Origin of the sequence: Polaromonas sp. (genome assembly GCF_039932935.1) — a bacterium.
Classification (GTDB): domain Bacteria; phylum Pseudomonadota; class Gammaproteobacteria; order Burkholderiales; family Burkholderiaceae_C; genus Polaromonas.
Genome location: NZ_JBDTPB010000146.1, coordinates 27945 through 48212, shown reverse-complemented (window position 1 = coordinate 48212; position 20268 = coordinate 27945). Strand labels below are relative to the sequence as shown.

The 20268-nt window shown below is 63.0% G+C and carries 17 protein-coding genes; 8 read left to right on the top strand and 9 right to left on the bottom strand.

Annotated features, from left to right (window positions below; translation table 11 throughout):
• Nucleotides 1-6: 6 nt before the first annotated feature.
• From rsmA to ABI546_RS23355, 3 genes are all read right to left on the bottom strand, one after another.
• Complete coding sequence (gene rsmA, locus ABI546_RS23365) at nt 7-786, bottom strand: 16S rRNA (adenine(1518)-N(6)/adenine(1519)-N(6))-dimethyltransferase RsmA (protein WP_348050782.1); 780 nt, start codon at nt 784-786, stop codon at nt 7-9.
• 124 nt (nt 787-910) lie between these two features.
• Complete coding sequence (locus ABI546_RS23360) at nt 911-2326, bottom strand: peptidylprolyl isomerase (protein WP_348050780.1); 1416 nt, start codon at nt 2324-2326, stop codon at nt 911-913.
• Nucleotides 2319-4760 (bottom strand): LPS-assembly protein LptD, encoded by a 2442-nt coding sequence (locus ABI546_RS23355; RefSeq protein WP_348050778.1) that lies wholly within the window; start codon nt 4758-4760, stop codon nt 2319-2321. The genes ABI546_RS23360 and ABI546_RS23355 overlap by 8 nt, the downstream gene beginning before the upstream one ends.
• Nucleotides 4761-4877: 117 nt before the next feature.
• On the opposite strand from ABI546_RS23355, the gene ABI546_RS23350 reads away from it, so the two are divergent.
• The 3 genes from ABI546_RS23350 to ABI546_RS23340 all read left to right on the top strand — a co-directional run bounded on the left by ABI546_RS23350 (nt 4878) and on the right by ABI546_RS23340 (nt 8125).
• Nucleotides 4878-6023, top strand: coding sequence for a phosphotransferase (locus tag ABI546_RS23350; protein ID WP_348050776.1), 1146 nt, complete (start codon nt 4878-4880; stop codon nt 6021-6023).
• Nucleotides 6024-6107: 84 nt separating this feature from the next.
• Nucleotides 6108-6881, top strand: a complete 774-nt coding sequence (locus ABI546_RS23345) for a 16S rRNA (uracil(1498)-N(3))-methyltransferase (protein WP_348050774.1) — start codon at nt 6108-6110, stop codon at nt 6879-6881.
• Nucleotides 6878-8125, top strand: a complete 1248-nt coding sequence (locus ABI546_RS23340; protein WP_348050772.1) for an MFS transporter — start codon at nt 6878-6880, stop codon at nt 8123-8125. Before ABI546_RS23345 ends, ABI546_RS23340 begins: the two co-directional genes overlap by 4 nt.
• Before the next feature lie 117 nt (nt 8126-8242).
• Here the strand turns inward: ABI546_RS23340 and ABI546_RS23335 are convergent, their stop codons facing one another.
• On the bottom strand, nt 8243-9163 hold the full coding sequence (locus ABI546_RS23335; RefSeq protein WP_348050770.1) for a lysophospholipase: 921 nt from the start codon (nt 9161-9163) through the stop codon (nt 8243-8245).
• Between the two features lie 77 nt (nt 9164-9240).
• Nucleotides 9241-10716: a M20 family metallopeptidase gene (locus ABI546_RS23330; RefSeq protein ID WP_348050768.1), complete on the bottom strand. Its 1476-nt coding sequence runs from the start codon at nt 10714-10716 to the stop codon at nt 9241-9243.
• A gap of 199 nt (nt 10717-10915) precedes the next feature.
• Here ABI546_RS23330 and ABI546_RS23325 point away from each other — a divergent pair, with 199 nt between their 5' ends.
• Nucleotides 10916-11767, top strand: coding sequence for a DUF72 domain-containing protein (locus tag ABI546_RS23325; protein ID WP_348050766.1), 852 nt, complete (start codon nt 10916-10918; stop codon nt 11765-11767).
• Between the two features lie 9 nt (nt 11768-11776).
• On the opposite strand, the gene asd is transcribed toward ABI546_RS23325, so the two are convergent.
• Both asd and ABI546_RS23315 read right to left on the bottom strand, forming a co-directional pair.
• The gene (gene asd, locus ABI546_RS23320; protein ID WP_348050764.1) at nt 11777-12631 is read right to left on the bottom strand and encodes an archaetidylserine decarboxylase; all 855 of its coding nucleotides are present in this window, start codon (nt 12629-12631) and stop codon (nt 11777-11779) included.
• Between the two features lie 73 nt (nt 12632-12704).
• Complete coding sequence (locus ABI546_RS23315; protein WP_348050762.1) at nt 12705-12893, bottom strand: heavy-metal-associated domain-containing protein; 189 nt, start codon at nt 12891-12893, stop codon at nt 12705-12707.
• Nucleotides 12894-13069: 176 nt separating this feature from the next.
• Between ABI546_RS23315 and ABI546_RS23310 the strand changes: the two genes are divergently transcribed.
• From ABI546_RS23310 to alkB, 4 genes are all read left to right on the top strand, one after another.
• Nucleotides 13070-15514: a heavy metal translocating P-type ATPase gene (locus ABI546_RS23310; RefSeq protein ID WP_348050760.1), complete on the top strand. Its 2445-nt coding sequence runs from the start codon at nt 13070-13072 to the stop codon at nt 15512-15514.
• Complete coding sequence (gene cueR / locus ABI546_RS23305) at nt 15507-15926, top strand: Cu(I)-responsive transcriptional regulator (RefSeq protein WP_348050758.1); 420 nt, start codon at nt 15507-15509, stop codon at nt 15924-15926. Before ABI546_RS23310 ends, cueR begins: the two co-directional genes overlap by 8 nt.
• A gap of 101 nt (nt 15927-16027) precedes the next feature.
• Entirely contained in the window at nt 16028-16771 is a 744-nt protein-coding gene (locus ABI546_RS23300; protein WP_348050756.1) for a 2OG-Fe(II) oxygenase, read from the top strand.
• Nucleotides 16772-16781: 10 nt separating this feature from the next.
• Entirely contained in the window at nt 16782-17435 is a 654-nt protein-coding gene (gene alkB, locus ABI546_RS23295; RefSeq protein ID WP_348050754.1) for a DNA oxidative demethylase AlkB, read from the top strand.
• Between the two features lie 15 nt (nt 17436-17450).
• Here the strand turns inward: alkB and otnI are convergent, their stop codons facing one another.
• The gene (gene otnI / locus ABI546_RS23290; RefSeq protein WP_348050752.1) at nt 17451-18284 is read right to left on the bottom strand and encodes a 2-oxo-tetronate isomerase; all 834 of its coding nucleotides are present in this window, start codon (nt 18282-18284) and stop codon (nt 17451-17453) included.
• Nucleotides 18285-18300: 16 nt separating this feature from the next.
• Entirely contained in the window at nt 18301-20250 is a 1950-nt protein-coding gene (locus tag ABI546_RS23285; protein WP_348050749.1) for a SulP family inorganic anion transporter, read from the bottom strand.
• Nucleotides 20251-20268 lie beyond the last annotated feature (18 nt).

Below are 20268 nucleotides of genomic sequence, written 5' to 3'. Positions count from 1 at the left end.
ACCGTCCTACTGGCGCAGCTGCCCGATGCCCTGTGCCAGCGCCACATACTGGGCAACCGGCACCTCTTCAGCACGTCTTTGGACGTCAAACTGCCCGCCGAAACCCTCGCCGTCCAGCCATTTCCCGAGGGTATGACGCAGCAGCTTGCGGCGCTGGCTGAAAGCAACCTGTACCAGTTCACTGAGAACCTTCACGTCCAGCGCTTCCGGGGTTGCATGAGGCACCATGCGCACCACGGCGCTGTCGACGCGCGGAGGCGGGTCGAAACTATGCGGCGGCACAAACAGCACGTTTTCCATCGCATAACGCCACTGCAGCATCACGCTGAGCCGGCCGTAGTCGCTGGTGGAGGGCGCCGCCACCATGCGGTCGATCACTTCCTTTTGCAGCATGAAGTGCTGGTCTTCTATGACCTGAACGGCCTCCAGCAAATGAAACAGGATAGGCGTGGAGATGTTGTAAGGAAGGTTACCAACTACGCGAAGTTTCTGTTCATTGGCACATGCCGTGTGCGCCAGATCACGGACATCGACCTTGAGCACGTCGGACTCAACTACCGTCAGCTGCGGATGCTGTCGCAACTGGCGCGCCAGATCGCGGTCCAGCTCGATCACCGTCAGGTGCCCCAAACGTTCAACCAGGGGTTGGGTCAAAGCGGCCAATCCTGGTCCGATCTCCACCACAGCCTGGCCGGGACGCGGGGCAATGGCCCGCACGATGCCTTCGACAATGCCCTGGTCGGTCAGGAAATGCTGGCCAAAACGCTTACGCGGAATATGTTTCACACCGTGGACGGCCTCAGCGCCATCTGACCTGCGTCAAAACAGCGACTGCACACCAGGGAAAACCCATGTTCCGGTCTACGCACAAAATCCACGCATGAGCGCGAAAGGAAATGCGCGTCGGTGCTCACAGCTGCGGTGCTTCGCGGTATTCCACATAGGCACGGCCCCGGATTTCCTGGGCCCACACAGCGTAGGCGTCGTTTTGTTTTTTCTCACGCAGCACACCCCGCGCCATTTCCCGCTGGTCGCGCTGCGACATCTGGGTTTCGCGACGCTCGAGAACCTGAATGAGGTGGACACCGAAACGGGACACCAGCGGATCCGACACCTGGTTTGGCGCCAGGCCGTTCATGACTTTTTCAAACTCCGGCACAAACATGCCAGGGCTCGCCCAGCCGAGATCGCCTCCCTCCTTGGCCGAGCCGTCCTCGCTGTTTTCGCGCGCAAGCGCCGCAAAATCCGCTTGTCCGGCCTGAATGCGCTTTTTGAATCCGGCCAGTTTTTCCACCGCGGCCGCTTCGCTGAGCTGAGGCGTCAGACGCAGCAGAATATGCCGCGCATGGGTTTGCGCCACCATCGCACCGGGCATGCCGCCCTGCCGCTTTTCGATGACTTTGAGAATGTGAAAACCGGCGCCGCTTCGAACCGGGCCAGCCAACCCTCCGGCCTGCAATTTGGCGGTGGCCTCCACAAACAGTTCCGGGTAGCGGTCCGCCATGCGCAAGCCCATCAGTCCACCGGAAGCACGCGTGGGGGAGGCTGAGGCTTCGGCGGCCAGAGCCGCGAAATCGGTACCGTTGCGCGCGCGCTCCAAGACCTGCTGGGCTTTGGCTTGCAACGCTGCGACCTGATCGGGCGTGGCATTTTCCGGCACGGCGATCAAAATCTCCGCAAGGTTCAGCGCCACCGAAGACGGCTGTGTGCCGCCATCCTGGTCGCGCAGGAACTGGTCGACTTCCTGTTCCGTCACCGTCGCCCGGGCTTCCAGCTCGCGCTGGCGCAAGCGGCTGACCAGCAGCTCGTCCCGCAATTCCGAGCGGAACTGGGTGTAGTCGATGTTGTCGGTCTTCAGCCGGCTGCGCAGCTCGGTGACCGTCAGCTGGTTCTGGCTGGCGACGGTCTGGATCGCGCCCTCTACCGCGTTATCTTCGATCCGCAAGCCCGAAGAGCGCGCCATCTGCAGTTGCGCCTTGTCGCTGATGAGCCGCTCCAGGATTTGTCCAACCAGCTCGCTGCGCGGCGGCACCGTCGCCCCCAACTGAAGCATTTGCTGCTCGGTGCGAATTAGCTTGGTACGGACTTCATTGTTGGTAATGGGTTCTGAGTTCACCACCGCCACAATGAAATCGGCCTGCCGCTGCGCGCCTCCTTGCGCCCCTATAGCCCGGGCAGAACCGCTGGTCGCGTCGGGCAATCGCAGCGTCCCGGACGGCCGCAGGCCCTGCGCCTGCGCTCCTGCCGTCAAAAGAAGCGCCAACGCAAAAGTAATCGCATGGGCCGGGTAGGAAAGAAGTTCTGGAAGGGCGCGATGTTTAGTCATAAGTGGTAAAGCGGCTTGGCGTGCTGACATTCTCGCGCAGATACTGGTAACGGGGAACATTTGACTTCAGGGATTCCAGGGGGTTGGAGCCGAGGCGCGAGAACCCCACTAATTCAAGCTGGAATAGGATCCGCGTATTGGCGTTTCCGGTGCCTGTCTGGGAACGCTGAAGTACCACTCGGCCTATCCAGCAGCAGCCATCGTATTCCACTCCTATGATGGAATCGACCAGTTTTTTGTCCAGCGTGCTGTAGTTCAAGCGACCGACGGCATAGTAACGACCGCCCCCCTGGCCTTGCCCGGCGCCCAGATCTTTTCCCTTATCACCCCATAAATCATTGATGGGCCACTGCCAGCCCACGTCAATTTGTTCACTGACGTTGCGCTGGCGCCGGAATGCGGCACTGATGACATGGTAATTGCTGGGGTTGTAACGCACGCCGATCGATGCCCTTTCGGACTGTTTGATCTTAGGGTTGTATTGAACCGTGGTGTCGAAAGACCACTGCGGTACCCAATTGACGGAAGCGCCGACCAGCAGGTCACTGATGCGGTCCGTGACCGGGAGCACGCCTGGCAGGGTAACTTTCTGATCCTCAAAACGAAAGCGCTGTGCAATCCCAACACGCACGGCTTCCGCACCGGTCGCAGGATCCAGCAGTCGCGAAGTAACACCCAAGGTCAACAAGTTGGCGTCTGAAATACGATCGCTGCCACCAAAGGCATTTTCAGTAAAAACCGTGGCAAAGTTAAAGTCGTTGGACGCCGAGTCATAGTTGGGGAGAAAGCTCTGGTCGCGATAGGGCGTGCGGACATAAAAAGCGCGCGGTTCCAGGGTTTGCGTAAAGTTTCGGCCCAGGAAGCTGGCGTTTCGCTCAAACTGCAAGCCACTGTCCAGGCTGAAGGTGGGCACCACGCGCGACGCCGTTGTTGCACCATTGGGCAGTGCTGAATCAAATTTGTAGCTCGTGGCATGCAACTGCACCTTGGGGGTGATATATCCGCCCGGCAACAACCACGGGCGACTCAGTTGCAATCGAGTAATCGCCCGGTCACTGTTGGGCTGGTTAGTCAGTCGGCTGTCTGCTGAAAAGCGGGTGAAATCGCCTTCCACCGACCAGTCGAAGCCATTGCCCAGCCCTGCCACAGGCGCGTCTACACGGCTGTAGCCGGCTGTGAATTGGGGCAAGCGGTCATAGGGCGGAACGATGGGCGAGGTGACATCTTGCAGGGTCTGCCACTTGAGCGTGCGAATGGAAGAAGAAAAGAATCCGCGATTCCAGGAGAAGATTGCGTCCTGGGCCAAAAGACGGTCCGTCGTCGCTCCCTTGACGGCTGAAAAATCACGCCAATAGTCGTTATCGCTTACCCGGTTCAAGTTGAGGTTAATGCCGAGATCACCTACGGATGACAGGCCGCTACCGATAGTACCTATGTGTTGGTAACCGTAAGACCAACGGTCACGGTTACGCAATTTGTCGCCCGGAAGGAAGTTTCCATGGAGTTCCCCCTTGTACTTTGGCTCCAAATATCGAAACTCACCGGCGAGGTCCACGCCGCGCTTGGTCATCAGCGTGGGCGAAAACGTCGCATCCCGGTTCGGCGCGATATCGAAATAATACGGTTGTCGGTATTCAAAGCCATTTTCCGAACCTATGCCGATGGTGGGCGGCAGCAAACCCGATTTGCGTTTGTCACTCAACGGAAAGCTGAACCGGGGAAAGCCCAGAATCGGCACATCCTTGAACCGCACCACAGCGCCATTGGCGACGCCCACTTCGCGCTCCAGGTCAAACTCAAAGCTCCGGGCGCTCAAAACCCATGATGGCGTCCAGCTGGCCTCATCATTGCGCTCACAGGTGGTATAGCTGGCACCCTGTGCCGTCAGGTGGCCTTCATCGAGGAAATCGATCCGCTGTGCCTGTCCGTTCCCTCCATTGCTGAGGAATCGGTACGTCGGAGTGGTGAAGAAGCCCTCGAAGCGGTCCAGCTTGATTTCCAGCTCGGGCCCTTCGAACCTGTTGCCGGCCCGGTTGATGCGCACATTGCCGCGGGTTTTGAGCTGATCATCGGGCTGGTAATACTCGATGCGGTCTGCCCGGATCGCCGTGGCTCCACGGCGTAACTCCGCATTGCCGTCGATCACGGTTTCGAGGTCCGGGCGTCCCGAAATCCGGTCGCCAAAGACAAATGTGGGCCCCTTGTTTTGCGGGTCGCTGGAAACCTCTTCGGCCAGTTGGGACGAAGATTTAAGTTTGGGAATGTCGGCCGAAGGGGCGACCGTCGCTTCCTGCAAAGGTGTTTGCGGGCCAGCCCCGGTCTGGGCGTGCGCCCTCCCGGCACCGGTCATCCCCAAAGCTGCGCAAACCACGAGCGTGGAGACAGCTTGGGCTATCGGGGAAAGAATAAAAGGCGAGGGGGATGCGCGGTGCATCGTTTATGTGAGATAAACCCGTTTGTAAAATCAGGCCCGATTATCCATGACCCTCCACCCCCTTCCCATAATGTCGAGCCAATGCACTGTTGCAGGCCCGGCAGGGGCTTCCGAAACATGACTTCCCCTCCTATCGCATGGACGGACCCGACGCGTGCCGCCGCTTTCGAAGCCTGGCTCGCTGCCACCGCCGGGCAGCACGCGTTGCGGGCTGACACGGTCAGGCTCGCTTCGGCCGATGCCAGTTTTCGCCGCTATTTCCGGGTTGACGCTGCGGCGGGCGATGCGAGTTACATCATCATGGACGCGCCGCCGGCGCAGGAAGATTGCAGGCCTTTTGTCCAGGTCGCAGGGCTGATGGCCGGCGCCGGTTTGAATGCGCCCCGCGTAATGGCGTGGGACGAAGTTCAGGGCTTCATGCTGCTGAGCGACCTGGGCGCACGGACCATGATGGATGTCATTGTTCCGCCCACCGATGTCAGCGTGATCGCCAGCCCTACACCTTCCCACTACGATCTGTACACGGATGCCGTAGACGCGCTGATACGCTGGCAGCTCGCGTCGCAGCCGGGGGTGCTTCCTCCTTATGACGACGCCCTGTTGTCCCGCGAACTGTCGCTGTTCCCTGAGTGGTACATCGCCAAACACCGCGGCATTGCACTGGACACTGGCGTACAGGACAAACTGAACGGCTTGTTTGAACAAATCAAAGCCAGCAACCTGAACTCGCTGGGCGGCGCGCGAGTCTATGTTCACCGCGACTTCATGCCTCGGAACCTGATGGTGAAAGATACGGTTCCGACCGCGGCCTCGGACAGCGAACTAGCCCTTGAGAACGCCACCCGGCTGGGGGTTCTGGACTTCCAGGATGCGGTGTGCGGCCCTATCAGCTATGACATTGCCAGCCTCATGCGCGACGCATTTTTGAGCTGGGAAGAGGATTTCGTGCTGGACATCACCGTCCGGTATTGGCAAAAGGCCCGCAAGGCCGGGCTGCCGGTCGGCGACGATTTCGGTGAGTTCTACCGGGCCGTGGAATGGATGGGCTTGCAGCGCCATCTTAAAGTACTGGGCATTTTTGCGCGCCTCACGCTGCGCGACGGGAAACCCAAATACCTGGCGGACACGCCGCGCTTCATCAAGTACGCACGCAACACCGCCGCGCGCTACCGGCAGTTGGGCCCGCTGATGGTACTGCTCGACGAGATCGAAGGCAATGAAACCCGGATAGGCTACACGTTTGATGCATCAATCAGGCCCTAGCCCTTTGCAGTCCTGCGCGAGCAGCTACTACTTTTATAGCAGCGCCAGCACACTCCATGCGCCACCCGTTCCCGCGCCACATCCATGACCGCGCGTTTTTTCGCTGACATCGCGCTCGTGCCGGGCAGCACCGTCAGCTTGCCGCCCGCCACAGCCCGCCATGTCCAGGTCTTGCGCATGCAGCCTGGCGATGCCCTGACGCTGTTCAACGGACAGGGAAACGGCGAGCCCGGCGGCGAAGGCGAGTTTGACGCCACCGTGCAACGCATGGGTCGCAGCGACGTGGAAGTCACAGTGGGCAACTACACCGCGACACGGCGCGAAGCCGGCCAGACCATTCATCTGGCGCTTGTTATGCCCGCCAATGAACGCATGGACTGGCTGATTGAAAAAGCCGCCGAGCTGGGCGCTGCGAGCATCCAGCCCCTGATGAGCGAGCGCAGCGTGCTGCGCCTCAAGGGCGAGCGTGCCGACAAGAAGCTGTCTCACTGGCGCGGTATTGCCGTCGCCGCTTGCGAGCAATGCGGCCGCAACCGGGTCCCGCCCATCCACGATGTCGCCACATTGGCGGAGTGGCTGAAAATCGCATCGGCCACGGCCGACAGCGGCGCCCGGCTGCTGCTTTCCCTGCAGGCGGGCGCGCGCCCGTTGGCCGAAATCGCAGCCTCGGCAGGAGAAGCCGCCTCCGGTGCTTTGACTTTTCTGAGTGGTCCGGAAGGGGGGCTCAGCCCTGCCGAGGAAGCGGCGGCCATTGCCTGCGGCTTCACACCGGTTACCCTTGGGCCACGCGTGCTGCGGGCCGAGACCGCACCCCTGGCTTGCCTGTCCCTGCTGACGCTGGGCGGAGCCCGGGCATGAACCGCAACCTCTGGTTGCTGGCCGTTTGCCAGGGCTTGTTCCTCACCAACAATGTCACCTTCATTGCCATCAACGGCCTGGTCGGCCTGAATCTCGCACCGCTGGGCTGGATGGCCACCTTGCCGGTCATGGGGTATGTGGTGGGTGGGGCGCTGTCAACCTCTGTGGTGGCGCGCACGCAAATGCGCTTCGGGAGAAAGATATCGTTCCAGCTGGGTTTGCTGGTGGCCGTGGCTTCGGCCCTGCTGTGTTGCTATGCGGCCTACAGCAAAAATTTCTGGTTGCTGGTCATTGCCACGGTAGTGGCCGGCTACTACAACGCCAACGCGCAGCTCTACCGCTTTGCCGCAGCCGAACTTGCCCTGCCGGCCTTTCGCGAGAAGGCCATTTCACTGGTCATGGCCGGCGGCCTGCTGGGTGCCATCGCTGGGCCCAACCTCGCGGCCCACACACGCGGGCTGACCGATGTGCCCTTTACGGGTGCGTATCTCGCGCTAGCTGGCGTGGCGTTGCTGTCGATGGCGTTAATGGTTTTTATCTATTTTCCGCCGAGCGAAACCAGCAGTCCCGGCCGCCGCGCCGGGCCGCCCCAAGCAAGGCCAGCCCCCTCGGGGGGCAGCGTAGTACACGAAGTGACAAGCGTGGGGGCAAGTGAAGGTCGACCGCTTGGCGAAATCATGCGGCAACCGGTGTTCATCGTGGCCGCGGGCGCTGGCGCCCTGGGTTTTGGCGTGATGAACCTCCTGATGGCCGCCACGCCCATTGCCATGCAGGTCTGTGGCCTGCCGTTTTCCAGCGTCGCGCTGGTGCTCGAATGGCATGTGATCGGCATGTTTGCCCCGGGGTTTTTCACGGGCCACCTGATCCGGCGATTTGGCGCACTGCCCATCATGGCTGTGGGTGTTGCCTTGAACGTGCTCTGCGTGGTCATCGCGCTCACGGGCGTGGAGTTAAAGCAGTTTCTGTTGGCGCTCTTTTTACTGGGCTTGGGCTGGAACTTCCTCTTTACCGGCAGCACGACCCTGGCGCTTACGACCTACCGTCCGGAAGAAAAAGACAAGGCGCAAGGCGCGCTCAATTTCTGCGTCTTTGCCGTGCTGGCGGTTTCGTCGCTCGCCTCCGGCGTGCTGGTGACTACGCAAGGCTGGACCTTGTTGAACCTGGGTTCGCTGCTGCCGCTGGGCCTGACCGCTGCCAGCCTGGCATGGCTCGCGCTGGACAGGCGCAGGTCCCGCACCCCCTGAAGCTTTCGCCGTCCGTGTGTCCGGGCTGAAGCCGCCTCTACCACGGGGGGCGCCGTCTGTTGCTATTGTTTTTATAGCTGCTGGCGCACACTCACAAAGGGCTGGAAGCCATTTTCGCTAAAACCGCGCGTCCAGCCAGGCCTTCAGCGCATCAAACACCGGCTCGGCATCGACCTCATTAAAGAGTTCGTGGTAAAGCTCCTCAAAACAGCGCGTGGTGACAGTACCCGCCTTGACGGCCGGTGAGCTGGCGGCCTTTTCGGCAAAGGCGCGGCTGCCCGCGGGATTGACCAGCCGGTCGGCACCTGCGTACATCAGCAACGTGGGTGTGGCCCATTTCGCCGCCGCAGCGATTGTCTCGGGGCCTGCCGTGGCGATGAACCGGGCCAGGCGCGGAGAAATTTTGCGGTGGACCAGGCGGTCGGCAAGGTACCTTTTGACCACTTCGCCTTCATGCGAGAGGTAGCGCGCATCCAGCCCATTGTTGACGCACAAGTCGGGTGCCAGCGTAGGCATGACCGCCAGCAGAAGCTTCTGCAGAACACCCAGCCTGGCATCCAGGGCTGGTGAAGACATCACAAGGCCTTCCACAGGCCGGATTTTCAACGCGACGAAGCGGCTTGCCACCAGCCCCCCCAGGCTGTGGCCCAAAAGAACCAGTGGCAATACGGGGACTTGCACAGCTGAAGCGGGCTCGTCGTCCAGCAAATGCCGGCAACGCAAGCGCGTGTCGTCAATCACTTCGGCGAGGTCGTCAAGCAGTGCGGTTTCATCGGGCAACACTCCGCGAGCTCCGCCCGACTCACCATGGCCACGCTGGTCGTAAGCGCGAACCGCGAATCCCCAATCGAGGAGGCGGCCGGCAACATGTTCATAGCGGCAGGCATGCTCACCCAAACCGTGGACTAAGAGCACCACGGCCCGCGGCGGCAAGGCACGTTGGCTCGTTTCGGTTGCCCAGGCGTCCAGCGGCCACTCATAGATCGCCAGGTTTTCGCCGTCGCGGGCCGTGAAGGGCGCTAGGACGGTCGGTTGCATGCCGCAGCGGCAGAAGGCCGCGCCTGGAAGTCAGTCGCCGGCTGCGCACCGCGGAAAGAGGGGATGCTCACCCGAGTTCAACCGGGGACACGGGCCATCACATGGGCAACCGCGGCGGTCAGCTTCTTCGCATACGGCACGTTCAGGAATTCGTTGGGGCCGTGCGCATTGCTTTTGGGGCCCAGCACGCCGCAGACCATCATCTGCGCTTTGGGAAAGCCCTTGCTCAGCATGCTCATCAAGGGAATGGTTCCCCCCTGTCCGATGGTGCCGCAAGGCGCGCCGAAAAAGCTTTGCGACGCATCGTTGAGCGCGTTTTCAAACCAGGGCACGGTGCTGGGTGCGTTCCAGCCGGTGGCACCGCCATTGCTTTCGAAGGTTACCTTCGCCCGGTAAGGCGCGTTGTCTTCGAGCAGCGTCTTGAGTTCCTGCACAGCCGCGCTGGCATCGATTAACGGCGGAAAGCGCAGTGAGAGCTTGAAGGCGGTGTAAGGACGCAATACATTGCCCGCATCCTTCAGCGCGGGAAAGCCTTCGGCGCCCGTCACGCTCAAGGTCGGGCGCCAAGTGCGGTTGAGCAGGGCTTCCACCGGATCTGTCGTGGTGGGCAAGGCAAATGCGCTGGAGCCCTCGCAGTCGTAGTGCGCCCACGGAAAGCGCTTGTAAATTTCTTCACCGAGGATCTTGGCGGTGGCCTGTGCTTGGGCCAGGCGGTCGGCCGGGACTTCGCAGTGAAAACTCTGCGGCAGCAGGCGGCCGGTCTTGCTGTCTTCCAGGCGGTCCAGCACCTGGCGCATGATGCGAAAGCTCGACGGCACCAGGCCGCTGGCGTCGCCGGAATGCACGCCTTCGGTGAGCACCTCGACCTTGAGCACGCCCGCCGCATTGCCGCGCAGGCTGGTGGTCAGCCACAGCTGGTCGTAATTGCCCGCGCCGGAGTCCAGGCACACCACCAGTGCGACTTCGCCCAGGCGCGTACGAAGCGCGTTGACGTAAGGCAGCAAATCGTAAGAGCCGCTTTCTTCGCAGGTCTCAATGAGGCCGACGATGCGCGGGTGCGGAACATTCTGGGCCTTGAGCGCCTGTACCGCGGCGATGCTGGCATAAACCGCATAGCCGTCGTCAGCGGCGCCCCGGCCGTAGAGCTTGCCGTCCTCGTACTTGGCTGTCCAGGGGCTCAAGTCGTTGCGCCAGCCGGTGAACTCGGGCTGCTTGTCGAGGTGTCCGTACATCAAGACAGTTTGCGTCGAATCGGCACGCGTGGCCGGGATCTCAAAAAATAGCACCGGCGTGCGGCCTTCCAGCCTCACAACTTCGAGCGTCAAGCCCTCGACTTTTTGCGCTTCAACCCAGGCGGCGGCATTGCGCATGACCGTGTCGATATAACCATGCTGCGCCCAATCGCTGTCAAACGTGGGGGACTTTGCGGGGATGGCGATGTAGTCGGTGATCTGTTTGACGATGTCGCCATCCCACTGGGCGGTGACTTGCGAAAGGACCTGGGCGGCGTTGAGGATGCTGGCGGGAATTTCGCGGTGCAGGGGGGCGTTCATGAAAGGCTCCGGAGGGAAAAGTCGGCTTTTTAGGACAGCGTTTTGCTGCGGCACCTGCTACTGTACGCTTCCGACACCGACCGTGCCACCCAGCAGCGCAAGACCCGCAATTTGCGGTCTCAACCTACAGCAGGCGAGGCGGGTGACGGCAAAGATACTCTCTATTGAACGAGAGAACAGAGTACGCCACGGAGCCGCAATGACCCAGCCCACCCGCTCAACCCCTGTTTCAAGTCCCGTCGTCGCGCCCCGCATCCGCGCAGGCGTCGGGGGCTGGACTTTCAAGCCCTGGCGCAGCAACTTCTTTCCGCCCGGCCTGCCGCACAGCCGGGAACTTGAATATGCGAGCCGCAAGCTCAGCGCCATCGAGGTCAACGGCACTTATTACGGCACGCTCAAGCCGGCGAGCTTCAGGAAGTGGCACGACGAGACGCCTGATGATTTCGTGTTTTCCCTGAAGGCTTCACGCTACGCCACCAACCGCCGCGTGCTGGCGGAAGCGGGCGATTCCATCAAGAAATTCATTGACAGCGGCATCAGCGAACTGGGCCCCAAACTGGGCCCCATCGTCTGGCAGTTCATGCCCGGCAAGGTGTTCGACGCGGGGGATTTCGAGGCTTTTCTGGCGCTCTTGCCCAAACAGGTGGGCAGCCTCGCGTTGCGACATGTGGTCGATGTGCGTCACGAGAGTTTTATGTCACCCGACTACCTGGCACTGGCGCGCCGTTACAAGGTGGTCACGGTCTTTACCGACGCTGACAAATTCCCGTCGTTTGCCGATCTCACCGGTGACTTTGCTTATGCGCGGCTGATGATGAGTGACGCTGATCTGGAAACCGGCTACGACGAAGGCGCACTCGATGCCTGGGCCGAGCGCGCCCGGCAGTGGGCAGCAGGCGCAGCGCCGGCCGACCTGCCTGCGCTGGAAGACACGCAGGCGCAGGGCAACCCGCGCGACGTATTCGTGTATTTCATCAATGGCGCCAAAGAGAGGGCGCCAGCGGCCGCCATGGCTTTTCTGGATCGGCTGGGTTTTGAGCCGACTGCGTAGCCGGCAGGCCTAGTCGTAAGAGGCCATGGCCTCGCCCAGCCGGATGTCGCGGCCGGGCGCCCACCCGGGGTTGAACTTGAGCGGCCCCTTCGGAAACAGCATCACCACCGTCGAGCCCAGGAGAAAGCGCCCCATCTCCTCGCCCTGCTGCAGGCGGATTGCGGAAGTTGGCTCGTCGGGGTAGTCCCATTGCCGCACTTCCTTGCCGCGCGGCGGGTTGACCACGCCGTGCCACACCGTAGCCATGCTGCCGACAATCGTCGCGCCGACCAGCACCAGCACAAAAGGCCCACGCGCCGATTCAAAGACGCACACCACACGCTCATTGCGCGCAAACAGGCCCGGCACGCCGCGCGCGGTGACAGGATTGACGGAAAACAGCTCGCCCGGCACGTAAATCATGCGCGTCAGCCGTCCGCCTGCGGGCATGTGAATGCGGTGATAGTCCTTGGGGCTCAGGTACAGCGTAGCGAAATGGCCATCCTGGTAGTGCGCCGCCAGCGCCGCGTCGCCGCCCACCAGCGCGGTGGTCGAATAACTGTGGCCTTTGGCCTGGAAGATCTGGTCTTTCTCGATCGCACCGAACTGGCTGATGGCGCCGTCCACCGGTGAGATTAGCTCGGTGCCTGCCAATGGCCGCGCACCGGGCTTGAGCGCGCGCGTGAAAAAATCATTGAAGGTCAGGTAGCTCGCAATGTCTGAATTGAGCGCCTCGTCCATGTTGACCTGGTACTTGGCGACAAAGCGGCGGATGATTTCGGTAGTGACCCAGCCGCGCTCTCGCGAAGCCACGAAACCGGCAAAGGAAGTCAGCGCCTGTTTGGGAAACAGGTATTGGGGAAGGACGGCAGATCGGTCGGACACTAGGCGGCTCAATGGAGGAAGGAAGGGCCATTCTATCGACGCCCATACGGCCCTCCCGTCGGATAGCGGCGCCTTACTCTGCGGGATAACCCGCCTCGGCCAGCGCCTCAGCCACGGTCTGCCGGTCTTCGGACGATTCGATCGTGACCTTCCTGGCCGGCAAATCCACACTGACCTGCGCGGCCGGATCCAGTGCCTTGACGGCCTTGTTGATGACACCGGCGCAGTGGCCGCAACTCATGTCGGGGACGTTGAATTCCATAAAGACTCCTTGGGATGTGTGTGTATAGCGGGGAAGGGAGAAAAGACTTGATGCGGTTAGTCTGAACCTTCCCATAGGGGCAGGGTCAACTCAAGCCTGGCAAGTCCCGTCCCGATTCAGGGCTATTACATCGCGGCGCTTGACCCTCCCATGGTGGTAAGGTTCAAACTGCAGCCATGAACATTTCCTCCACCTCGAATTCGTCTTCCGCCGCCGCACTGACGGAGTGGCAGTTCCCCATCGAAGGTATGAGCTGCGCATCTTGCGTGGCGCGCGTGGAACGCTCGCTGGCCAATGTCCCCGGTGTGCAGGATGTCAGCGTTAATTTCGCCACCGAGCAGGCCAGCGTCAAGGCACGCGGCGACGTGGGCATGGACGACTTGAAAGCCGCCGTCACAAAAGCCGGCTACAGCGTGGCCGAGCAGTCCTTGCAACTCAGGATAGACGGCATGACCTGTGCCTCCTGCGCGTCGCGCGTCGAAAAAGCGCTCAAACAGGTGCCGGGGGTGCTCTCGGCCAGCGTCAACCTGGCGACCGAGACCGCCGAGGTCGCCGTGGCAGGCACCGCCGCCATGCTGCCTGCGCTGATGGCTGCGGTGGCCAAAGCCGGCTACCAGGCGCGGGAAGTTCCCGTCGCCGGCGGCGCGGCCCTTGCGGACAAGCCCGCTGCAGCCTGGTGGCCCATCGCTCTGGCGGCGGCCTTGTCCGCCCCGCTGGCGCTGCCCATGGTGGGCACGCTGTTCGGCAAGGACTGGATGCTGGCCGGCTGGCTGCAGTGGCTGCTGGCCACACCGGTGCAGTTCTGGCTGGGTGCACGTTTTTACCGCGCCGGCTGGAGCGCCTTGCGAGCCCGAACCGGCAACATGGACCTGCTGGTGGCCCTTGGCACGTCTGCCGCCTACGGGCTGAGCGTCTACCAGTTGCTGCGGCACGGCGACCACGGCATGGCCCATCTGTACTTTGAAGCCTCGGCGGTCGTCATCACGCTGGTGCTTCTGGGGAAGTGGATGGAAGCGCGCGCCAAGCACCAGACGACGGACGCCATACGCGCGTTGCAGGCGCTGCGCCCCGACACCGCGCGCCGCCGCCGGGACGGAAAAGACGAAGACGTCGCACTGCAAGACATACAGCTCGGCGACCTGGTGGTGGTGCGCCCCGGCGAACGCATCGCGGTCGACGGCGAGATCATCGAGGGTTCCACACAAGTAGACGAATCGCTGATCACCGGCGAGAGCCTGCCGGTTTCCAAACATGCTGGCGACCACGTGACAGGGGGCGCGGTCAATGCCGAAGGCCTGATCGTGGTGCGCACTACGGCTATAGGCGCGGAGTCGACGCTGGCCCGCATCGTGCGCATGGTCGAATCCGCCCAAGCCAAAAAAGCACCTATACAGCGGCTGGTGGACCAGGTGAGCGCCGTTTTTGTGCCAGTGGTTATTGGCATTGCATTGCTGACGCTGCTGGGCTGGGGCCTGACCACGCAAAACTGGGAGGCGGCCATCCTCAACGCCGTCGCCGTGCTGGTGATTGCCTGCCCCTGCGCGCTGGGACTGGCCACACCTACCGCCATCATGGTGGGCACCGGGGCGGCAGCACGCCAGGGCATCCTGATCAAGGACGCGGAGGCGCTCGAGGTAGCACACAGCGTCAAGGTGGTGGCTTTCGACAAGACCGGCACGCTGACCGAAGGCAAGCCCGAGCTGGTGGCACTTGAGCCCAACGCCATCGCGGCCGATGATTTGCTGGCCTGGGCAGCCGCCATCCAGTCGGGCAGCGAACACCCGCTGGCCCGCGCGGTGACGCGGCGCGCAGCGGAGCAGCAGCTTGCGATTCCGGCGGCGACACAGCTGCGCGCCGTCGCTGGGCGCGGCATGGCTGCCGTGGTGGAGGGCCGCGAACTTCGGCTCGGCAGCCCGCGCTTCATGCAAGAGCTCGGTCTGGACCTTGATGCATTTGCTGTGCTGAATGCTCACGCCAGAGAACTCGAGGCCTCGGGCCGCACGGTGTCGTGGCTCGCCGAGGTTACCCAGACCCCGCAGCTACTCGGGCTGATGGCGTTTGGCGATACCTTGAAAACCAGCGCGGCACCAGCGATTGCGCGCCTTCACGCGCTCGGTATTCAAACCGCCCTGGTGACCGGCGACAACCGCGGCAGCGCCAACGCTGTGGCGCAGCAACTCGGAATAGACCTCGTGCACAGCCAGGTCCTGCCGGAAGACAAGGCCACCATCATCGGCCAGCTCAAGGCCGGCGTGCAAGCGCAAAGCGGGCGCGTGGCGATGGTGGGCGACGGCATCAACGATGCGCCGGCCCTGGCGGCAGCCGACGTGGGTATCGCGATGTCTACCGGTACCGATGTGGCCATGCATGCGGCCGGCATCACGCTGATGCGCGGCAACCCGGCGCTGGTGGCCGACGCCATCGACATCTCGCGCCGTACCTACGCGAAGATTCGCCAGAACCTGTTCTGGGCTTTTGTCTACAACGTGGTCGGCATCCCGCTGGCTGCGCTGGGACTGCTCAGCCCCGTCATCGCCGGCGCCGCCATGGCATTGAGCAGTGCCAGCGTGGTGATGAATGCCCTGCTGTTGCGCCGCTGGAAAGGACGCACCCATGACTGACACCTCTCCCGTCGCCGCAGGCCCGCTCAACATCGGCCAGGCCGCTGCGCACTCAGGCGTGTCGGCCAAAATGATCCGCCACTACGAGTCGCTGGGCCTGCTGCCCACCGTGCACCGCACGGACGCCGGTTACCGCCAGTACGGCGAAAAAGAAGTGCACACGCTGCGCTTCATACGCCGCGCCCGCGTGCTGGGTTTCAGCATGGCCGAAATTGCCGCGCTGCTCAAGCTGTGGCAGAACAAGCGCCGCGCCAGCGCGGACGTCAAGCGAATCGCGCTGGCCCATGTGGCCGACCTGGAGCGCCGCATTGCCGAGATGGAAGCGATGAAGCAGACCTTGGGCCATCTGGCGCATTGCTGCCAGGGCAACAGCCGGCCCGACTGCCCCATCCTGACCGAGCTGGCGGCATGAGCAGGGCGCAATGAAATGTCCGAATCCGGCGAGCGCGGGCGAACCGCCGGATTTATTCTGAGGTCTATCGATAGACACTCCATCGCCCAACGGACTGCCGCATGCCACTTGTTTCTGACGCACCCTCCCTGCTACCCGACCTCAGCCACGCGGACCGCGACGGCGATGACTGGGCCCGCATCACGGACACACTGAATCGTCACGGAAGCGCGGTGCTGCCGCAGCTGCTGAGCGCGCAGGAATGCAACACCGTCGCCGCGCTCTATGCGGACACGCTCCGCTTTCGCTGCCGCGTGGTGATGCAGCGTCACGGCTTTGGCCAGGGCGAATATCAGTACTTCAGCTATCCGCTGCCGGACATCGTGCAGCAGTTGCGCTCCACGCTTTACCCCCGGCTTGTCAATGTGGCCAATGCCTGGAACCAGGCCATGGGGATTGACGTGCGTTATCCGGCTGCTCATGCCGATTTCCTCGCGCGCTGCCATGAGGCCGGCCAGCAGCGGCCCACACCGCTGCTCTTGCAATATGGCCCGGGCGACTACAACTGCCTGCACCAGGACCTGTATGGTGAACATGTGTTCCCGATCCAGGTCGCGGTGCTGCTGTCGCGGCCGGGCGAAGATTTCACGGGCGGCGAATTTGTGCTGACGGAGCAGCGCCCGCGCATGCAGTCGCGGCCCGAGGTGGTGCCGCTGAAGCAAGGCGATGTCGTGGTGTTTGCCGTGCATCACCGCCCGGTGGAGGGAAGCCGCGGGTTTTACCGGGTCAACATGCGGCACGGCGTGAGCACACTGCGCAGCGGGCACCGGCACACGCTGGGCATTATTTTTCATGACGCGCAATGAAGGAGATAGTTTGACCTTGGGGCTTTTCGATGAGGTGCCGGCACCCTATGCCGCGCCCGAGGTGATCGCGCCAGGTGCCGTGTTGCTGCGCGGCTTTGCCCGCGAGGTGGACGAAGCCTTGCTGCACGCCATAGAAGACGTGGTTGCGGCGGCGCCGCTGCGCCACCTGGTCACACCGGGCGGCTACACCATGTCGGTCGCGATGAGCAACTGCGGCGCGCTGGGCTGGGTGTCCGATCGCAGCGGCTACCGGTATGACGCGAAAGATCCGCTCTCCGGCCAACCCTGGCCCGCCATGCCGGGCGGCTTCGCCGATTTGGCATTGCGCGCCGCAGCCCAGGCGGGGTTTGACAATTTCCACCCGGACGCCTGCCTCATCAACCGCTACGAACCCGGGTCACGGCTGTCGCTGCACCAGGACAAGGATGAAGGCAACATGGCGGCGCCCATCGTGTCGGTGTCGCTGGGCCTGCCAGCCGTGTTCCTCTTCGGCGGCTTGAATCGCAATGACCGCCCCACGCGATACCGCCTGGTGCATGGCGACGTGGCGGTATGGGGCGGCCCGTCGCGGCTGTCCTACCACGGCGTGGCGCCGCTGGCCGAGGGCGAGCATGCGCGCCTGGGCAGGCAGCGCATCAATCTGACGTTTCGCTGCGCGCGCTAAAGATGTCGAACGCGTTCAGGCGCGTTCGCGAAATTTTTTCAGCCAGCCCAGCCCGTCCGGTGTCGCGCCAGCTTCTGCGCCGCGCAGCGATTTGTACTCACACCCCACCCAGCCGCCGTAACCGAGCTCATCCAGCAGCGCAAAAAGATACGGGTAATTGATCTCGCCAACGTCCGGCTCGTTGCGGCCAGGCGCGCCTGCAATCTGCAGGTGGCCGACGTGGCCCGTGGGCAGGTATTTGCGCAGCTTCATGGCCAGGTCGCCTTCCACAACCTGGCAGTGGTAAAGATCCATCTGCACCTTGACATTGGCCGCACCCACTTCGCGAATGATTTCATGCGCGTGGTCTTGGCGATTCAAAAAGAAACGCGGGATGTCGCGGGTGTTGATGGGCTCGATCAGCAAGTCGACGCCGACCTTGGCCGCCTGCGCAGCCGCCTCGCGCAGGCTGTTCACATAGATGGGCTGCACCGCTTCGCGCTCCATCCCCTCCGGCAGCACGCCGGCCATCACGTGGATGCGCGGGCAACCCAGCGCCTGCGCATACTCCAGCGCAATCGCGATGCCTGCACGGAACTCGGCCTCATGCCCCGGCAGGCAGGCGGTGCCCTTTTGCGAGGAAGCCCAGGCCTTTTCGATGCCGGCCACATCCACGCCGCCCGGCGGGGCGTTGAACAGCACCAGCTCCTGGCCGTGCTGCTGCAAGATGGCTTTGAGCTCTTGGGGGGCCCAAGCGTAGGGAGAAAGGATTTCCACGGCCGTGAAGCCGTCACGCGCGGCGGCGGCAAAGCGTTCCGCCATGGGAAGCTCGGTGTACATCCAGCTGAGGTTGGCGGCGAATTGAGGCATGGGGTCAATCAGGGGTTCAGGCAGTGGGGGTGTCGGGGCCGGGTGCAGATTGACATTCCCAGAATATCCGCGCGGTGCAGCCCCGGCAAATTTCAGGGTCCAGTTTGCTGAAGATGGTGGAGATGGCGGTGAATTTGTCGGGAAACTGATGCTCTGGCCCCAGCACGCTGGTGAAGCCGGTCTTGCGCCACATACGAATCACCTCGGGCCGGGGCCGGTGAAAGTACAAATCCCCGCCCATGGCGCGGCGCGCGGCAAGTTCAGCCTCCCACAGCTCAGCCCCCGCCAGGTCGATGAAGTTCATGCTCTTGCCCATGACCAGCAGGTGCTTTTGCGGTTGCGGCTGGGTGCGCAGCCCATGCAGGATGTCGGCCACATGCTGGGTCGCGCCGAAATAGACCTCGCCTTCCATGCGCAGCAGCTTGAGCTGCGGGCACTCAGCTAACGCGGCCCCCACGCCTGTCACTTCGCCTACTTCGCTGCCCCCCGAGGAGGCTGCCCTTGCTTGGGGCGGCCCGGCGCTGCGGCCGTTGGTGTCCCCTGCCGTCGGCAACTGGGCTCGTTTGGCTTCCAGCCCCGCGTCGGGCGAATTGTCAATAACCACGAACTGCCGGTCCAGCCCGCGGCTGTCAAAGCCCATGGTGCGCATCGCAGGCTTTGACGTGCGGTAGAGGAAAGACATCAGCGACAAAATCATGCCCAGCAAAATCGCGATCTCCAGCCGTATGGTGACGGTGGCCACCATAGTGGCCAGAGCCACCCCGAAATCGCTGCGGCTCAGGGCAAATAGCTGGCGCCAGCGCGCAAAGTCCAGCAGGGCAAGGGCGACCAGGACCAGTAGCGCCGCCAGCGCCGCCATGGGGATCTGCGCGAGCAGCGGCGCGCTCACGGCCACCAGCGCCAAAAGCAACAGCGCCGAAAACACCGAGGCCAACGGCGTGCGCGCACCGGCTTCCAGATTGGGCATGGAGCGGTTCATGGAGCCGCAAGAAACATAACTCGAGAAGAAACCACCAACGATGTTGGACAGGCCCTGGCCGCGGAACTCACGGTTGGCATCTATGCGCTGGCCCGAGCGCAGCGCCACCGTCTTGGCAATCGAAATCGCCTGGCCCAGCGCCACGATGGTCAGCGCAAACGCCAAGCCGATGAGGTCAGCGGCCTGCGCCCAGCCGATGCGCGGCACTTCAAAGCGCGGCCAGGGCACGGGGATCTGGCCCACGGTGCGCAGCGAGGCGGACGGTATGGCGTCGGCATGCAGAAAACGGCTCCACACCCAGGCCAGCGCGGTGGCCACCACCAGCCCGATCAACATGTAAGGCCAATTGCGGCGCAGGCGGCGCAGCAGCAGCGCCACACCCAGCGTGACGGCCGCGACGCCCAATGCCAGGGGCTGGGCGTGGCTTAGCTGCGTGATCACATGCGCCAGCACCGACGCCGCGCCGTGTTCGGGCGCGGCCGCCAGGCCCAACAGGTCGGGCAGCGCATGCACGGCTATCAGCAGCGCAGCGCCGGAAGTAAAACCGAACAGCACGGCCGGTGAAATGAAGTTGGCCAGCATGCCCAGGCGCAGCGCGCCTATCAGCCACTGCATGACGCCGACCATCACCGTAACGGCCAGCGCCAACTGGATATAAAGCGGGCTGAAAGCCAGAGCCAGAGGCGAGAGCATGGCAAACAAAGCCAGCGAGTTGGCGTTGGTGGGGCCAGACATGACATGCCGGCTGGAGCCGAACAGCGCAGCGATGATGCAGGGAATCACTGCGGTGTAAAGGCCGTAGGCCGGCGGCAGGCCGGCCAGCGTGGCGAAGGCAATGCCCTGCGGCAGCACCAGCACCGCGCCGAGCAGGCCCGCCATCGCGTCGGCACGCAAAGTGGCGGGCGACACCTCGCGCACCCAGTCGCCAAAAAGGCGTTCCAGGAGCGGAATCAATGGCCGGGATGCGCTGGGGTCGGAAGGTTCCATCACGAGGGCTTGAGCATA

What these genes read in the sequence shown, in the direction of transcription:
- ABI546_RS23335 (WP_348050770.1), bottom strand. Translation starts at nt 9,163, where the DNA reads ATGCAACCGACCGTCCTAGCGCCCTTCACGGCCCGCGACGGCGAAAAC.
- ABI546_RS23355 (WP_348050778.1), bottom strand. Translation starts at nt 4,760, where the DNA reads ATGCACCGCGCATCCCCCTCGCCTTTTATTCTTTCCCCGATAGCCCAA.
- ABI546_RS23350 (WP_348050776.1), top strand. Translation starts at nt 4,878, where the DNA reads ATGACTTCCCCTCCTATCGCATGGACGGACCCGACGCGTGCCGCCGCT.
- ABI546_RS23285 (WP_348050749.1), bottom strand. Translation starts at nt 20,250, where the DNA reads ATGGAACCTTCCGACCCCAGCGCATCCCGGCCATTGATTCCGCTCCTG.
- ABI546_RS23310 (WP_348050760.1), top strand. Translation starts at nt 13,070, where the DNA reads ATGAACATTTCCTCCACCTCGAATTCGTCTTCCGCCGCCGCACTGACG.
- ABI546_RS23325 (WP_348050766.1), top strand. Translation starts at nt 10,916, where the DNA reads ATGACCCAGCCCACCCGCTCAACCCCTGTTTCAAGTCCCGTCGTCGCG.
- ABI546_RS23300 (WP_348050756.1), top strand. Translation starts at nt 16,028, where the DNA reads ATGCCACTTGTTTCTGACGCACCCTCCCTGCTACCCGACCTCAGCCAC.
- ABI546_RS23330 (WP_348050768.1), bottom strand. Translation starts at nt 10,716, where the DNA reads ATGAACGCCCCCCTGCACCGCGAAATTCCCGCCAGCATCCTCAACGCC.
- ABI546_RS23340 (WP_348050772.1), top strand. Translation starts at nt 6,878, where the DNA reads ATGAACCGCAACCTCTGGTTGCTGGCCGTTTGCCAGGGCTTGTTCCTC.
- ABI546_RS23360 (WP_348050780.1), bottom strand. Translation starts at nt 2,326, where the DNA reads ATGACTAAACATCGCGCCCTTCCAGAACTTCTTTCCTACCCGGCCCAT.
- ABI546_RS23345 (WP_348050774.1), top strand. Translation starts at nt 6,108, where the DNA reads ATGACCGCGCGTTTTTTCGCTGACATCGCGCTCGTGCCGGGCAGCACC.
- cueR (WP_348050758.1), top strand. Translation starts at nt 15,507, where the DNA reads ATGACTGACACCTCTCCCGTCGCCGCAGGCCCGCTCAACATCGGCCAG.
- otnI (WP_348050752.1), bottom strand. Translation starts at nt 18,284, where the DNA reads ATGCCTCAATTCGCCGCCAACCTCAGCTGGATGTACACCGAGCTTCCC.
- ABI546_RS23315 (WP_348050762.1), bottom strand. Translation starts at nt 12,893, where the DNA reads ATGGAATTCAACGTCCCCGACATGAGTTGCGGCCACTGCGCCGGTGTC.